15 protein-coding genes and 1 tRNA gene are annotated in these 15478 nt (G+C 63.2%); 4 read left to right on the top strand and 12 right to left on the bottom strand.

Annotated elements, in window-relative coordinates; translation table 11 throughout:
* Positions 1–18: 18 nt before the first annotated feature.
* Together HPY64_16385 and murQ are read left to right on the top strand one after the other, a co-directional pair.
* A complete protein-coding gene (locus HPY64_16385; GenBank protein ID NPV68712.1) occupies positions 19–3165 on the top strand; it encodes an alpha-mannosidase in 3147 nt (1048 codons plus the stop codon).
* A 143-nt stretch (positions 3166–3308) separates the two neighbouring features.
* On the top strand, positions 3309–4196 hold the full coding sequence (murQ, locus tag HPY64_16380) for an N-acetylmuramic acid 6-phosphate etherase (GenBank protein NPV68711.1): 888 nt from the start codon (positions 3309–3311) through the stop codon (positions 4194–4196).
* Positions 4197–4270: 74 nt separating this feature from the next.
* Here the strand turns inward: murQ and HPY64_16375 are convergent, their stop codons facing one another.
* Together HPY64_16375 and HPY64_16370 are read right to left on the bottom strand one after the other, a co-directional pair.
* Complete coding sequence (locus tag HPY64_16375) at positions 4271–5515, bottom strand: MFS transporter (protein ID NPV68710.1); 1245 nt, start codon at positions 5513–5515, stop codon at positions 4271–4273.
* 187 nt (positions 5516–5702) lie between these two features.
* A complete protein-coding gene (locus HPY64_16370) occupies positions 5703–6680 on the bottom strand; it encodes a P1 family peptidase (GenBank protein ID NPV68709.1) in 978 nt (325 codons plus the stop codon).
* Positions 6681–6782: 102 nt separating this feature from the next.
* Here HPY64_16370 and HPY64_16365 point away from each other — a divergent pair, with 102 nt between their 5' ends.
* Complete coding sequence (locus tag HPY64_16365; protein NPV68708.1) at positions 6783–7547, top strand: type III pantothenate kinase; 765 nt, start codon at positions 6783–6785, stop codon at positions 7545–7547.
* A gap of 9 nt (positions 7548–7556) precedes the next feature.
* Here the strand turns inward: HPY64_16365 and coaBC are convergent, their stop codons facing one another.
* The 3 genes from coaBC to HPY64_16350 form a co-directional block, all read right to left on the bottom strand.
* The gene (gene coaBC / locus HPY64_16360; protein NPV68707.1) at positions 7557–8795 is read right to left on the bottom strand and encodes a bifunctional phosphopantothenoylcysteine decarboxylase/phosphopantothenate--cysteine ligase CoaBC; all 1239 of its coding nucleotides are present in this window, start codon (positions 8793–8795) and stop codon (positions 7557–7559) included.
* Positions 8796–8930: 135 nt separating this feature from the next.
* Entirely contained in the window at positions 8931–11453 is a 2523-nt protein-coding gene (gene aspS / locus HPY64_16355; protein NPV68706.1) for an aspartate--tRNA ligase, read from the bottom strand.
* A complete protein-coding gene (locus HPY64_16350) occupies positions 11450–11671 on the bottom strand; it encodes a helix-turn-helix domain-containing protein (GenBank protein ID NPV68705.1) in 222 nt (73 codons plus the stop codon). The genes aspS and HPY64_16350 overlap by 4 nt, the downstream gene beginning before the upstream one ends.
* Before the next feature lie 143 nt (positions 11672–11814).
* Between HPY64_16350 and HPY64_16345 the strand changes: the two genes are divergently transcribed.
* On the top strand, positions 11815–12291 hold the full coding sequence (locus tag HPY64_16345; protein ID NPV68704.1) for a methylated-DNA--[protein]-cysteine S-methyltransferase: 477 nt from the start codon (positions 11815–11817) through the stop codon (positions 12289–12291).
* Positions 12292–12366: 75 nt separating this feature from the next.
* On the opposite strand, the gene HPY64_16340 is transcribed toward HPY64_16345, so the two are convergent.
* The 7 genes from HPY64_16340 to tuf all read right to left on the bottom strand — a co-directional run.
* Positions 12367–13083: a 50S ribosomal protein L1 gene (locus HPY64_16340; protein ID NPV68703.1), complete on the bottom strand. Its 717-nt coding sequence runs from the start codon at positions 13081–13083 to the stop codon at positions 12367–12369.
* Between the two features lie 148 nt (positions 13084–13231).
* Positions 13232–13657, bottom strand: a complete 426-nt coding sequence (rplK, locus tag HPY64_16335; protein NPV68702.1) for a 50S ribosomal protein L11 — start codon at positions 13655–13657, stop codon at positions 13232–13234.
* A gap of 13 nt (positions 13658–13670) precedes the next feature.
* Positions 13671–14348 carry a transcription termination/antitermination protein NusG gene (gene nusG / locus HPY64_16330; GenBank protein NPV68701.1) on the bottom strand — a complete coding sequence of 226 codons (678 nt, stop codon included), beginning with the start codon at positions 14346–14348 and terminating at the stop codon, positions 13671–13673.
* Between the two features lie 30 nt (positions 14349–14378).
* Positions 14379–14822 (bottom strand): preprotein translocase subunit SecE, encoded by a 444-nt coding sequence (gene secE / locus HPY64_16325; GenBank protein ID NPV68700.1) that lies wholly within the window; start codon positions 14820–14822, stop codon positions 14379–14381.
* A gap of 120 nt (positions 14823–14942) precedes the next feature.
* Positions 14943–15018: transfer RNA gene (locus tag HPY64_16320), tRNA-Trp, on the bottom strand.
* A 26-nt stretch (positions 15019–15044) separates the two neighbouring features.
* Entirely contained in the window at positions 15045–15209 is a 165-nt protein-coding gene (gene rpmG, locus HPY64_16315; GenBank protein ID NPV68699.1) for a 50S ribosomal protein L33, read from the bottom strand.
* Between the two features lie 72 nt (positions 15210–15281).
* The coding region (gene tuf, locus HPY64_16310) for an elongation factor Tu (protein ID NPV68698.1) at positions 15282–15478 on the bottom strand (197 nt) is incomplete at its 5' end.

Here is a 15478-nt window from a genome sequence, read left to right as displayed (position 1 = left end):
CTGTCAGTGGAGGTGCGTGTGTATCACGAGATTCGTTGGACGGAACAGAAAATCGGCCGGCGGCTGGACCTGATTGCTTCCCGGCAATACCGGCTGCGCCTGCCTTTGCCATCGTTCCGCTTTCTGGCGTTGGATGGCCCCCAGGTGCTGCCGCCGGTAGCCCCGGATGTGGACGATCGCGGCTGGGAGGTGGTTGCCCCGCAATCCTACTGGGGGCACTGGCAGCAGGATTTTGTGATGCGCACCCGCTTCAGCGTCCCGGCGGATTGGCCGTCGGAAGCGCCGGCGGCGCTATTCCTGCCGCTTGGTGTGGCCGGGAGCTTCAGCCATCCGGAAGCGCTGGCGTACATCGACGGGGAGGCGGTAGCCGCTTGCGACCGTCATCATCAGGAGATCGTCCTGCCAGCGGTGTGGCGCGACGGGCAGGAACATGTCCTGGCGCTGCATGGGTGGACGGGCAACGCCGAATCCACCAATCCGGCCCAGCCCTATATGGCTGTCCCGGCGGTTGTGCTGATCGACCAGCCCACCCGCGATTTCGTGGCACTGGCCCGTGTGGCGCTTGGCGCAGTACGGTTATATGAGCCGCATAACCCGGCCCGCGATCGCTTGCTCAACGCACTTGATGCTGCCTTCAAAGCGCTTGATCTGCGCGAGCCACTGGGTGATGCCTTCTACGCCAGCGTGCCCGGCGCTCTGGAGTGCCTGCGGTCCGGCGTCGAACAGGCCGGTGTGCCGATGGATGTCGACGTGATCAGCGTGGGGCACGCCCATATTGACGTGGCCTGGCTGTGGACGCTGGGCCAGACCCGCCGCAAAGCCGGGCGTACCTTCCAGAATGTCATCCGCCTGATGGATCAGTTCCCGGAATATCGTTTTACCCAGAGCCAGCCCCAGCTTTACGAGTTCGTGCGGCAGGACTACCCGGCGCTTTTTGAGGCTATCCGGAGGCGGGTGGCCGAAGGGCGCTGGGAACCGATCGGCGGGATGTGGGTGGAGGCGGACTGCAACATCAGCGGGGCGGAATCGCTGGCCCGCCAGTTTATACTGGGACGCCGCTTCTTCCGGGAACATTTCGGCGCGGGGGCGGAAACGCCTGTGCTGTGGCTGCCGGACGTGTTCGGTTATGCCTGGGCGTTGCCGCAACTGATCAAGCAGGCCGGGCTGGAATACTTCTTCACCATCAAGATCGGTTGGAGCCAGTACAACCGCCTGCCGTACGATAGCTTCTGGTGGCAGGGCCTGGACGGTACACGGGTGTTGACGCATTTCAGCACCACGCCGGAAGAGCACGATATTCACAGCCGGGCCACCTATAACGCTGCAGCGACTCCACTGGCCGTCTATGGTACGTGGCTGAATTCCCAGCACAAGGAAAGCCAGCGTACCCACCTGATGAGCTACGGCTATGGCGATGGTGGCGGCGGCCCGACCCGCGAGATGCTGGAGAACGTCCGCGCCATGGCGAACCTGCCGGGGATGCCGCGTACGCAGTTTGGCCGCGTGGGGGACTTCTTCCGGCGGCTGGAAGCGGAATCCGGGGCGCAATTGCCCGTCTGGAATGGCGAGTTATACCTGGAGTTGCACCGGGGGACGTATACGACCCAGGGCCGCAACAAACGTGCCAACCGCAAGAGCGAGTTCCTGTTGCACGACGCCGAATTCCTGGCGGTGCTGGCGGGGTTGTTGAATCCGGCGGCTGTCTACCCCGCCGCGACGCTGGATGAGGCCTGGCATACCGTGTGCCTGAACCAGTTCCACGACGTGATTCCTGGCAGTAGCATTACCGCCGTATATGAGGAGTCACAGGCGCAATACCGGGAGGTGTTCCGGACGGCAATTCAGGTGCGGGATGACGCCTTGGGGCAGATCGCCCCGCAGATCGGCGGCGACATCCTGCTGGCTAATCCCATTGCGTTTGCGCGGGAAGACCTGGTCTTCTGGCCGGAGACGCTTCCGGCTGGTCACCACCTGGTGCGTCCGGATGGACGGGCCGTAATGACACAGCCGGTCGAAGGTGGCTTGTGGCTGGCCCCCGGCGTGCTTCCGCCGCTGAGCGTCACCCCGCTGGTCGTCGCTTCTGGCGAGGTTGAACCGCCGCAGACAGGGCTGGAGGTCGCGCCTGACCGGCTGGAGAACGCCTATGTACGCGTGGAATTCAACCGTGCTGGGGATATCGCGCGCATCTATGATAAGGTCAACCGTCGCGAGGTGCTGCCCGCCGGGGCGGTCGCCAACCAGTTCCAGGCTTTTGAAGACCGGCCTCTGAACTGGGATGCCTGGGATATCGACATCTTCTACGATGATCGGATGTGGCTGGCCGAACCGGCAGAAAGCATTGAGGTTGTGGAAGCAGGGCCGTTGCGGGCGGCGCTGAAGATCACCCGACGCATCCTGAACAGCCCTTATGAGCAGATTATCTCACTGGCCTACAACAGCCCGCGCCTGGACATCACCACCAATATCGACTGGCGGGAGCGCAGTGTGCTGCTCAAAGCCGCCTTCCCGGTCGATGTGCTTTCGCCGGTAGCTACGTACGAGATTCAGTACGGCAACGTGCAGCGACCGACCCATCGCAACACCAGCTGGGACTGGGCGCGTTTTGAGGTCGTGGCCCAGAAATGGGTGGACCTCAGCGAAGGCGACTATGGCGTCAGCCTGCTCAATGACTGCAAGTATGGCCATGACATCCGCGACAACGTGATCCGGATCAGTTTGCTGCGCGGCCCCAGCCAGCCGGATCCGGTGGCGGACCTCGGCGCTCATACCTTCACGTACAGCCTGCTCCCGCATGCAGGCAGCTGGGATGAGCGGACGATCGCCGCTGCCTATGCGCTGAACGACCCGGTTGTGGCAGCCAGAGGCACTGGCCGGGCGGTGGAGCACACGCCTGCTGCCCTGGAGGGGATGCTGCGTCTGGATCGATCGAACATCGTGATCGAAACGATCAAGCAGGCGGAAGATGGGCGGGGCGTGATCGTCCGCTTCTACGAAGCCCGTCGCCAGCGCGGCCCGCTGAGCCTGACGGCGTCCTTCCCGCTGGCTGAAGCCTGGCTCACCAATCTGCTGGAGGAAGACCAGACGCGGCTGGAAGTGGACGGCAACCGTGTGACGATGTCCATCAGGCCATACCAGATCGTTACGCTGCGCCTGATCCCGGCCTAGAGCACCGGGCGGCGCAGGGCATGAGCGCGCCAGAGGCGGGTCTCCTGGCGCGCTTTGCTATCCGGTCAGGGTGAGGCAACCGGGAGGCCTGCCCCAGCAGCGATGTCTGAGGGCAGGTTATACGGTGAGGAGATGATCTGACAATGCTTACCGAGCAACAGAATCCCCGTAGTATGGATATCGACCGCCGCTCCACGCTTGAAATCCTCCAGATCATGAATGATGAGGATGCGACGGTTGCCCTGGCGGTGCGGCGGGTGCTACCGGCTATTGCCCAGGCGGTGGATGTGATCACCGCACGCTTGCAACAGGGAGGGCGCCTTTTCTACGTGGGGGCCGGGACGAGCGGCCGCCTGGGCGTGCTGGATGCAGCGGAGTGCGTACCCACTTTTAGTGTCCCACCAGAGATGGTACAGGGCCTGATCGCCGGAGGATACCGGGCGCTGATCGAGGCGGTGGAAGGTGCAGAAGATGACCGGGACGCGGGGCGGCGCGACCTGCTGGCCCGCGACCTCAATGCGCTGGATGCTGTGGTGGGCATTGCAGCCAGCGGCAATACCCCCTATGTGGTCGGGGCGCTGGAATATGCTAACGAAATCGGCGCGGCGACGATCGCGCTTACCTGCAATAGCCCGGCCCTGATGCTGGATACGGCTCAGATCGCTATCCCGGTGCTGACCGGCCCGGAGGTGATCACCGGCTCTACCCGTCTCAAGGCAGGTACGGCGCAGAAGATGGTCCTGAACATGCTCTCTACCGCTACCATGATCCGGTTGGGCAAGGTCTATGGCAACCTCATGGTGGATGTGAAGGTTACCAACCAGAAACTGGCCCGGCGCGCCCGGCGGATTGTCAGCCAGGTGACCGGTCTCAGCGAGGAAGAGGCCGCTGTCCTGCTCACCAGGGCGGACAACCAGGTCAAGGTGGCGATCCTGATCGGGCTACTGGGCATCTCGCCGGAAGATGCGCGAGCCAGGCTGGTGGCGGCTGATGGCCGCCTGAGCGCGATCATCCCTGCCCCAGAGGGCTAGAGATTGGTGGCTTTTGCCAGGCAGGAACATCAAGAGGACGAGCGGGGCGCGACGGGATGCGCCCCGCTCCCTGTTCAGCGGGTCTGAGTGGAGGCCGGTTCTGGTTGCCGGGGCTCTGCCGCGCGGCGCTGGGTTCCAGCGGGCAGCCATAGCGCCGCCAGCCCGGCGGCGATCACCACCAGAGCAACAACCTGGAAGGCGGACGCCAACCCGATCTGATCGGAGAGTCCACCGATCAACAGGCTGCCTATTGCGCCGGTGGCGAACAGAAACCCCAGAGTCAGGCCGGAAGCCAGCCCTTTACGGCCAGGGATGAGACTCTGGGCCAGGGCCACGATCACGCTGTGTGATCCGCCGGTCAGCGCCCCGGCGGCAATGGCCAGCCCGAATGCCAGTGGTTTTTCCCCCGAGACCGGCAGCAGGTACAGCGCTGGGACGGAGAGCAGCAGGCTGGCGGCGATGACATGGCGGCGGTCGTAACGGTCGGCCAGTTGCCCGAAGATCACGCCTGCAATGCCAGAAGCCAGCCAGAACGAGGTGGTGATCAGGCCGTACTCGGTCGGGTCCCAGCCTTTGGATTGGAACAGACGGGGGATAAAGGCGACCGATCCCGGCTGGGCCATGCTGCGTAGCATGACCACCAGGGCCAGCAGCGCCAGCGCCCTGGCTGGCAGGCTGGCGCTGGCCCCCGGCGACGCTGCGACGGCATGACGCGCGCGGGTGCGCCCGGACGGCATATTGATCGCCAGCAGGCCGATCGGGAGCAGCGCCAGCAGACCAAGGACATAGATGGGCGTCACGGTGACTACGCTGGCACCGGCCGGGTTGGCCCGGTCGAGCAGAATACCGGCCAGCGCAGGACCAAGCGCCAGCCCGGCCTGGCCCAGCAGGAAAAAATAAGAGAGGTTACTCGCTGCGTGGTCGCTGTCTACCTCGGCGGCCAGCATCGTCCCGACCGGGTGGAAGGCCCCGCTGCCCAGCGCGGCCAGGGCGTAGGGAACAACCATCAACCAGTACTGACCGGTCATGGCCAGGGCCACAGCGATCACCAGGAAGATCACCGTCCACAGCACCCCACCTGCGCCCAGCCAGCGTTGCCAGCGTGCTCCGCCGCGATCGGCCAGCCAGCCGAACAACGGCTGGCTGAGCGATCCGGTGAGCTGCTGGGCGCTGACCGCCGCACCGATCTGCGTGTTGCTGACTGGCAGGACCTGTGCGCTGAGGAAGGCCAGCAACACCGGCCCCATACTGGTGAAGATGTCGACGGTGGTGTGACCCACGGCTATGGCCCAGAAGGATCGCTGGCGCGGGATATTCATGAACACTTCCACTTCTGTGAGCGAACAAACAAGAGTCTTTTGTTAGATGCGATACATTTTCACCCGATGCCAGTCCGATGCAAAACTGGCACAGCCGCCATCTATGCGCCCATCGAACTGGCAACGCGCTGGCAGTCTCACCCCTGTTGGAAAGGCGGCGCTGGCCATACCGGGTGATCGCGGCGACCTAGCCGCTGAACTCGCGCCCGGCTGGTAGACCTGCCAGCGGCGTGGCGGTGAGCACGGCGCGGCGGATCGCCTCCGCAACGGCCTCAGCGGCAAACGCACCGATCACGCTGACGTTGGCCGGGCCGCCTGTCCCGCTGGCCAGGGCAAAAATGGTGTCGCCGTCGAGCATGGTGTGGCTGGGGCGGACGGCACGGGCCAGGCCGTCATGGGCCATCTGGGCGACTTTGTTGGTTTCCTCTTTGGTCAGGACGGCATTGGTGGCGACAACGCCGATGACTGTGTGGCTCCCCGCCCCGGCAGGATAGGGCGGAAGGGTGACCATGCCCCGCAGGATGTTGAGCGCCCCGGCGAAGGTCTGGCCTTCTGGCGGCTGGCGTGTCCCGGCCAGGATGCGCCCCGTTTCGTCGACGACATCCCCGACCGCATTTACCGCCATCAGTGCGGCGACCTGAATCCCGCCATCCAGCGCGATCAGCGCCGTGCCGAGACCGGATTTGCAGGAGAAGCCGAAGCCGAACAGCTTGCCAACCCGTGCGCCTGCCCCCGCACCGACGCAACCTTCCTCGACCGGGGCAGTGGAAGCGGCCAGACAGGCCGCATAGCCCATCTCTGCGTCCGGACGGATGGCCGGATCGCCTACATCCAGGTCGAAGAGAATCGCGGCAGGGACGATCGGCACCACGCCGACACCGACTTGGAAGCCGGTCTGGCGCTCCTCCAGGTAACGCATAACGCCGCCCGCGGCATCCAGCCCGTAGGCGCTGCCGCCAGCCAGAAGGACGGCGTTGACATGCTGGACGAGATGCAACGGGCGGAGCAGGTCGGTCTCCCGCGTGCCGGGTGCGCCGCCACGCTGGTCGACGCCGCCGACGGTGTTCGGCGGGCACAGGACAACCGTGCAGCCGGTTGGGCCGTCCAGATTATGCGCGTGGCCCACGCGGAAGCCCTCGATGGCGGTCAGGGTGGTGTTGGTCACGGGGGGTCCTCCTTGAATTCACTGGCTGTTATCGCCAGAATCTGGCCTGGTCACCTATAATCTACCACGCTGATTCGATCAAACCGACAAGGAAGGCGCGCAATGTTGCTGGCGATTGATATTGGCAACACCAACATCGTTTTCGGCGTGCATGATGGCGAACGCTGGGTTCACCACTGGCGGGTGCAAACGGTGCGCGAACGCATGCCGGATGAGTACGCCGTCCTGTTCCAGGGCTTTCTGCAGGGGGCCGGGTTGCACTTCGGGATGTTCGACCGGGCCGTGCTGAGCAGCGTGGTCCCCCAGCTCACCCAGGGCATTGCGGGCATGGTGGCGGCGCAGATACACCATCAGCCGCTGATCGTCCGCCCCCCTGGCACACGCACCGGCCTGGAGATTCGCACGGAACACCCGGAGCGAGTCGGCAGCGACCTGGTAGCCGATGCCGTGGCCGCCTACGACTACTTCCAGACGGATTGCATCGTGGTCGATTTTGGCACGGCCACGACGTTCACAGCGGTTGCCCGGCCAGGGGTATTCCTCGGCGTGGCTATCGCTGCCGGTCTGCAGGCCACCGCTGACGCTCTGGTCAGCCGCGCTGCCCAGTTGCAGCATGTCGAGCTGGTGCCGCCGCCGTCGATCATCGGGCGCAACACCGTGCAGGCCATGCAGGCCGGCCTGGTGCTGGGCTATGTCAGCATGGTCGAAGGCATCATTGACCGGATGCGGGCCGAACTGCCGGGCGCGAGAGTCATTGCCACGGGCGGGCTGTCCGGCCTGATCGGGCCGCTGACCGACCGCTTCGACGCCATTGAGCCGTGGCTGACGCTGGATGGGCTACGCCTGATCGCAGAACGCAACGGCTGACGCCGCGCTTTACGCTTCCCGACCCAGGAGCGCCGCCGCCCGGCTGATGATGGCTTCGCTGATGCGCATCTTGCTGGCCAGTTCCAGCGCCTGGCGGCGGCCCCGCCGATCCAGCAGGATCACGCGGTTGGTATCGGCTGCAAATCCGGCATCAGCGGCGGTGATGTCATTGGCCACGATCAGGTCCAGCCCTTTGGCTTCCAGCTTGGCACGGGCGTTTTCCTCCAGATCTTCGCTTTCTGCGGCAAAACCGATGGTCACGCGCGGCCAGCCGGTTTCCTGGCGGAGGCGTTTCACCGTTAGCAGGATGTCTGGGTTGCGCACCAGTTCGATGGTTAGCTTCTGGTTTTCGTCGGCGCCCTTTTTGATCTTGCGCTCGGCGATGATTGCGGGCCGGAAGTCGGCAACAGCGGCGGCCATGATCAACACATCTGCGCCGGATAGATTGGCTTCCACAGCAGCCAGCATCTCCTGGGCAGAGGTGACCGGCACCAGCGTCGCGCCGATGGGGGTGGGCAGGGTACCCGTCGCGCTGATCAGGGTCACGTCCGCGCCGGCGTCCAGGGCAGCCTGGGCCAGGGCGTAGCCCTGCTTACCTGTTGAGCGGTTGGTCAGGTAACGCACCGGGTCGAGCGCTTCCTGTGTCCCTCCGGCAGTGACGATGACTCGCCGACCGCGCAGGCTGCCCTGGCGGCCAAGCACACGCCGGATGTGGCCCATCAGGGTTGGAGTTTCCGGCAGCCGCCCGCGGCCAACCATCCCGGAGGCGAAACGTCCTTCTTCCGGATCCACCAGGATGATGTCCCGCCCGCGCAGGGTCGCCAGGTTGCTCTGGGTAGCGGGATGCTCGTACATGGCGCCATCCATTGCCGGGGCGATGATGACCGGGCACCGGGCGGCCAGCACGGTGATGGACAGCAGATCATCAGCCAGGCCAGTGGCCAGCTTGGCCAGCGTATTGGCGGTTGCCGGGGCAATAACGAGCAGGTCGGTATCTTCGCCCAGGCCGATGTGGGTGATGTGGGTGGGCAATTCGCCGCTGCCGGAGCGCCACAAATCCGTATAGGCCGGGTGTCCGGTGACCGATTCAAAAGTGAGCGGGCTGACGAAGCGCTGGGCGGCTTTCGTCATGATCACGGTCACATGGGCGCCTGCCTGGGTCAACTTGCTGGCCAGGTCGACAGCCTTGTAGACGGCAATACTGCCGGTGACTCCCAGCAGGATATGCTTGTTTTCCAGAACGGTGATGTTCTCGCGGACCATAAGCTACCTCTCAGATCAGAGGTCTGGCTGCTGGCTGGGTCAGGCGCTATGAGGGTCAGACCTCAAACAAGGACGGTGGCACAACTGCAGGGGGCCACCGTCCGGATAATCAAATCGCACTCAGGCGTTGTTGAGCAGGCAGATGTGCAGTTCCTCCAGTTGCTTTGGCTCAACAGGGGAGGGCGCACCCGCCATCAGGTCAGCGGCCTGCTGGCTCTTGGGGAAAGCCATCACCTCACGGATGTTGGCCTCGCCAGCCAGCAGCATGACCAGTCGATCGATGCCAGGAGCGATGCCGCCATGTGGCGGCGTGCCATACTCGAAGGCTTCCAGCATGTGGCCGAAGCGCTCACGGGCCACAGTCAGGTCAAGGCCGATCAGCCCGAAGATCTTTTCCTGGACCTCGCGGCGGTGAATACGGATGCTCCCCCCGGCGACTTCGTAGCCGTTGCAGCACAGATCGTACTGCTGGCCGCGCGCCCGGCCAGGATCGGTATCCAGTAGGGGCAGGTCTTCAGGCATCGGTGCTGTGAATAGATGGTGGGAGGGGTCCCAGCGGTTTTCTTCGGCGTTCCACTCAAAGAGCGGGAAGTCGATGATCCAGCCAAAAGCGATCTGGCGCGGGTCGGCCAGGCCCATCCGTTCCGCTACATCGCGCCGGATTGCGTCCTGCACCGCGTAGATAATGGCCGGGGTATCCGTCACGAACAGGATCAGGTCGCCCGGCGCGGCTTCAAGTTGCGCGAACAGGGCCGCTGCCTGCTCAGGGCTGAAGAAGCGGGCGATTGACCCACGCGGCTCGCCGCCGGGGTCTTCAGCCGGGGCCAGCCAGGCCAGACCTTTGGCCCCTTTGTCGCGGGCCAGCGCTTCCAGTTCCTGGTGCAGCTTCTTGAGCTGGGTGTTGCTCTGGCCAGCCGCACCGCCCGGTACGCGCATCGCCTTAACCTTGTTCCCGGCCCGCACACTCTCCTGAAATACGCCAAAGCTGCTGGCAGCGGCCAGGGCGCTAATGTCAACCCATTCGAGGTTATAGCGCAGGTCGGGTTTGTCGGAGCCGTACTTCTCCAGCGCGTCGTGGTGCTTGATGCGTGGGAAGGGCTTGGTGACCAGCTGGCGATCGGAGACCTGTTCCACGATACCGGTCATCATCTCCTCGATCAGAGCCATGATGTCTTCGCGTTCTACGAAGCTCATTTCCAGGTCAAGCTGGGTGAACTCCGGCTGACGGTCGCCACGCTGATCTTCGTCGCGGAAGCAACGGGCGATCTGGAAGTAGCGCTCATAGCCGGCTACCATCAACAACTGCTTGAGCTGCTGGGGGCTCTGGGGCAGGGCGTAAAACTGGCCGGGATGCACACGGCTGGGCACCAGGTAGTCGCGTGCGCCTTCCGGTGTGGTTTTGAACAGGATCGGCGTTTCGATCTCGACAAATCCCTTGCGATCCAGGAAGTCGCGGATGTACTTGACCACGCGGTGGCGCAGGATGATGTTGCGCTGCATCCGCTGGCGCCGCAGATCGAGATAACGATATTTGAGCCGCAGCGCTTCATCCAGCTTGTCATCGCTGTAGATCAGGAAAGGTGTGGTTTTGGCCGGGTTGAGGATGACCATGGCGCTGGCCTCAACCTCGATCTCGCCGGTGTCCATGGCGGGGTTTTCCATCCCTGCCGGGCGGAGGCGGACCGTGCCGGTGACCTGGATGACATACTCGCTGCGAACCTGATCGGCGATCGCGTGGGCCTCCGGCGCTGTAGCCTGGTCAATCGTCACCTGGGTGATCCCCCAGCGGTCACGCAGGTCAATGAAGATCAGCCCGCCCTGGTCGCGGCGGCGGTTGACCCAGCCGGCCAGGGTGACCGTCTGGCCAGCATGTTCAGCGCGAAGCTCGCCGCACGTGTGTGTCTTGAGCATAGTCTGATTCCGGAGTACAACTCGAACGTGATGACAGGCACAATGCTGGTGAGGATAACACAAACGACAGGCGTGCTCAAGCCTCCGCATTCTCTCAAGGCAAATGCGACTCAGCGAAACGAGCGGGCGTGAGCATGTCGAGTGAGAGATGCGGGCGCCGGTGGTGATAGTAGTCGAGAAAAGCATCGGCGTACTGCTGGGCCAGCTCCATTCATCGCCCCGGAACTTGAGAGCGCCAAACTCCTCACGGCGCAGCGTGCCGTTGAAGGCTTCAATGAAAGCCTGTTCGTTCTTCTTGTAAGCCCGCGCGATACGATGCTGATCCGCCCAGCGATGCATGCCCTCAGCGCACTCGGCTTTGAATTCTGACCCGCCATCGGTTTGCAGGAGGGACACGCGCCCGAATACCGCCATCAACTGCTCCAGGGCAACCCGGCCATCGGCGGCCTGTAAGGAGGGGCGCATGACAATCGCCGCTTCGCGGGTGAAGGTGTCAATCGCCGTGTAGGCGTACACCTCCCCCAGGTTGACGGTATCGACCTGCACCACCTGGCGCGGTCCGGTGGCACGCTGCACCGGCGCACCCTCGGGCTGGCGGTGATGCTTGCGTAAGACCAGATGGCGCTTGAGAATGCGATAGACCGTGCTGCGGCTGAGGTCAATGCCTTCCTGCGCCAGCACGTACACGACCTTCTCCCCGCAGCAGTCGCGATACTCCCGCCGGATACTCAATACCCGCTGCACCACATAGCCCGGCGTCTTGCGACTCGGCGTCCTTTCTTCGCCTGCTTGAAATAGGCCACATAGCCCCGAATGCCCCGCATCCGAATGCCTTTGAGCCAGCGATAGATCGTCGCCCGATGCTTCCCCAGCTGCTCAGCAATCTCATCCGCCCTATGCCCGGCTTTCTTCAATTCCCATGCCACCTGAATCTGTGTTATAGTGTCCATCGTGCGGCTCCTGTGATTGGGTTGGTTGTCTCGCAACCACAACAACTTTATCACGGAGTCGCATTTCTATTGAGAATACTGCGCCTCAGGCTGCTACCGGGGCAGGGAGGTCGGCGACGACGATGGGCATCGTGCGCTGGGACATGATCATGACGCCGCTTGGGCCGTTTTGTGCGGCGCAGACGGCGCTGGGAGTCTGGCGATCTGAACTGGGGGGATCGGTTGAGCTGTTCCTGGCCGGGCTGAAGGCGGCGGAGGTTCAGCGCGATCGCCGGGCGCTGGCTCCTGTGCTGGCCTGGGTGGCGGCATACTTTGCCGGCGAGCGAGAGACCTTCCCCCTGGGGCTGGACCTCAGCGGCGGGACAGCATTCCAGCAGGCAGTCTGGCAGGCCGTGCTGGCCATTCCCGCCGGGCAGGTACGTACCTATAGCGAGCTTGCCCGGCAACTTGGCCGTCCGGGTACGGCGCGGGCGGTTGGCGCGGCCAACGCCCGCAATCCGTTGCCTCTGATTGTGCCGTGTCACCGGCTGGTGGGGCGGGATGGTAGCCTGCGCGGGTATGGCAGTGGGAATGGCCTGCCCACCAAGCGCTGGTTGCTGGCCTTTGAGGGCGCGCTGTGATGTGCTGGGGGACGCACAACAAAAAAACCGGAGCCACAGGTGTAGCTCCGGTTCTGGTCTGGCCGATTGCAGGGTTTACTCTGCCGGGCGGAGATCCATCGCCGCCACCGGGTCAATGCGGATGCCTGGCCCCATGGTTGACGTGATCACGATGCGCTTGATGTAAGTACCCTTGACACCGCTGGGCTTGTTGCGGCGAATGGCGTCCAGCATCGTCACCATGTTCTCGTAAAGCTTCTGGTACTCAAAGCTGGCTTTGCCGATGGGCACATGGACATTGGCGGTGCGGTCGTTGCGGAATTCGACGCGGCCAGCGCGGGCTTCCCGGATGGCCTGCGGCAGGTCTTCCGGCTGCACCAGTGTGCCGGATTTGGGGCTGGGCATCAGGCCACGGCGCCCCAGGACACGACCCAGCTTGCCGATCTTGCGCATCATCTCCGGTACAGCCAGGGCGACATCGAATTCGACCCAGCCATCGTTGATCTTGTTGATGATCTCGTCATCGGCGATGATATCGGCCCCGGCTTCCTGGGCGATTCGTGCGGCTTCGCCTTCCGCAAAAACCAGGATGCGGACTTCCTTGCCCAGGCCATGCGGCAGGACGACTGTGCCGCGCAGTTGCTGGTCGGCGTGGCGCGGGTCGACCCCCAGGCGGAAGTGCATCTCGATGGTCTCGTCGAATTTAGCGGTGGCCAGTTCCTTCACCAGGCGGACCGCTTCTTCTGGCGAGTAAAGCTTGGAGCGATCGATTTGCTTGAGCGCCCCGATGTAACGTTTGCCGTGCTTGGCCATGATGGTTTACTCCTGTGGTGCTGTTGGAGCCGGTGGCTCCTCCCACATCAACGGATAAAAATCTACCCGCAAAGTCCGTACGGGGGCCTCAGGCGAGGGGCTTTCCCTGACCGGCCATTTGACGGATAGATGAGCTAACCGAGTGCGGTCAGTCGACGATTTTGACACCCATGCTACGGGCGGTGCCTTCGATCTGGGCCATCGCGCCTTCGATATTGATGGCGTTCAGGTCCTTGAGCTTGATCTCGGCGATCTCGCGCAGTTGCGCCCTGGTGATCGTGCCGACCTTGTCCGTATTGGGACGGGACGATCCCTTTTCAAGACCGGCGGCGCGGCGGATCAGGAAGGCTGTGGGCGGGCTTTTGAGATTGAAGCGGAATGAGCCGTCCTGATAGATGGTGATTTCCGCCGGGATGATCTCGCCGATGCGGTTGCTGGTCTTGGCGTTGTATTCCTTGCAGAACGCCATCAGGTTGATGCCATGCTGGGCCAGGGCCGGGCCAATAGGCGGGGCCGGGTTGGCCTTGCCAGCAGCAATTTGCAGGGTGACGACAGCTTTGACTTTTTTGGCCATGACTTGGGGTTCCTTATGCCTTTTCTACCTGCAGAAAGTCCAGTTCAACGGGGGTCTCGCGACCGAAGAAGTTCACCATGACCCGGACTTTATGCCGTTCCATATCCACGTCACCGACTGTCCCGACGAAATCGTTGAAGGGGCCGTCGATGATCCGCACACGCTGACCGACCTTGAAGGCGATCTTAACCTTGGGCGCTTCCGATTCCATGCGCCGCATGATCTGGGCGACTTCTTCCGGACGAAGCGGGGTGGGTTCGTTGCCCATGCCAACAAAGCCGGTCACGCCGGGCGTGTTACGCACCATGTACCATGAATCTTCGTCCATGATCATCTGGACCAGGATGTAGCCGGGGAAGACCCGGCGCTCGACGGTACGGCGCTTGCCATCCCGGACCTCGATTTCCTCTTCGGTGGGCACGACCACATCAAAGATGCGATCCTGCATACCCATGCTTTCGATGCGCTGCTCAATGGAGTGGCGAACCTTATTCTCGTAGCCGCTGTAGCAGTGCACCACGTACCATTGACGCTCGTCAGTCGCCGCCTCGGCATCCTGAGGGACACCGGAGTCGGGACCGGCATGTTGTTCCTCTGGCTCGACGGCAGCTTCGTCAGCCCCGCTGTCCTCTTCGGGCTCGTCAAGATAGATGGGTTCTGGATCGAAGTCGATTCCGTCGTTGTCAGTCATAAAACACACTCATTTGGCCGGTCAGGGCCACTAGGTCCGCCGCGTGATCCAGGTTGCACCGATGACGACCACGGCCAGGACTAATGCTACGACCCCAAAGACCACGGGGGCGTTGAAACCGATACGGAACAGTTCGCCATAGAAGAAATCAAGGATGCCCAGCGCGATCGAGGAGACCACCGTCACACCGAGCACGATCCCGGAGAGGCGCAGGCTTTCCGCACGGGTCGGCCAGGTGACCTTCTGGATTTCGGCGCGGGTGGTGGTGAAGTAATTGGCGATGCCCCGCAGGATACGGGTGATGATATTACCCTTGCCGGCCTGGGCTTCCCGCCGGACGGGGGCTGGCCGATCCTTGCGCACGACCTGCGCAGCAGCGCTGGAGTCCTTGGCCGCCGCGATCTCGCGGTTACGCCGACGCCGGGCGCTCCGGCTACTTTCTTTGGTGCTGTTGGTGACCTCGTCAACGGTCATGTCGGGTGTCCCTTCCCTAAACTGGTTGCCGCGGCCCATAGCAGTGAAGGACGGGGCCAGTCCTATCATTTAAGACACCGTCGCAGTGGACGGTGTCATGTACTACGTCTTCATTGGAATTGGCAGGGGAGCCAGGAATCGAACCCGGAACCTACGGTTTTGGAGACCGTTGCTCTGCCAGTTGAGCTACTCCCCTACGTTCAATGAGTTGGCCAGCCGCCGCTACTTGGTTTCGCGGTGCAACGTATGCGTACGGCAGCGCGAGCAGTACTTCTTAAGTTCCAGCCGCCCGGAATCGTTGCGACGATTCTTCTGTGTTGTGTAGTTACGTTCCTTACACTCGGTGCAGGCCAGCGTAACCACAATGCGAATGTCCTTCTTGGCCATGGTCTTCCTCTAATGGTACTGCGACTACGATGAGGGAGTATAAACCCCCTCACCGTACAAAGCAAGGGACAACTACTCCAGGATCTCGGTGATGATACCGGCGCCGACGGTGAGGCCGCCTTCGCGGATGGCGAACTTGGAGCCGCGTTCGAGGGCGACGGGGGTGATCAGTTCGACCTGCAGCTCGATGTTATCGCCGGGCATGACCATCTCGACGCCTTCAGGCAGGGTGATGGTGCCGGTGACGTCCATGGTGCGGATGTAGAACT

Source organism: Anaerolineae bacterium (assembly GCA_013178165.1).
In the GTDB taxonomy this organism is placed as follows: domain Bacteria; phylum Chloroflexota; class Anaerolineae; order Aggregatilineales; family Ch27; genus Ch27.
Note: the sequence above shows the minus strand (reverse complement) of the source record. Positions and strands in the feature narration are given on the sequence as shown.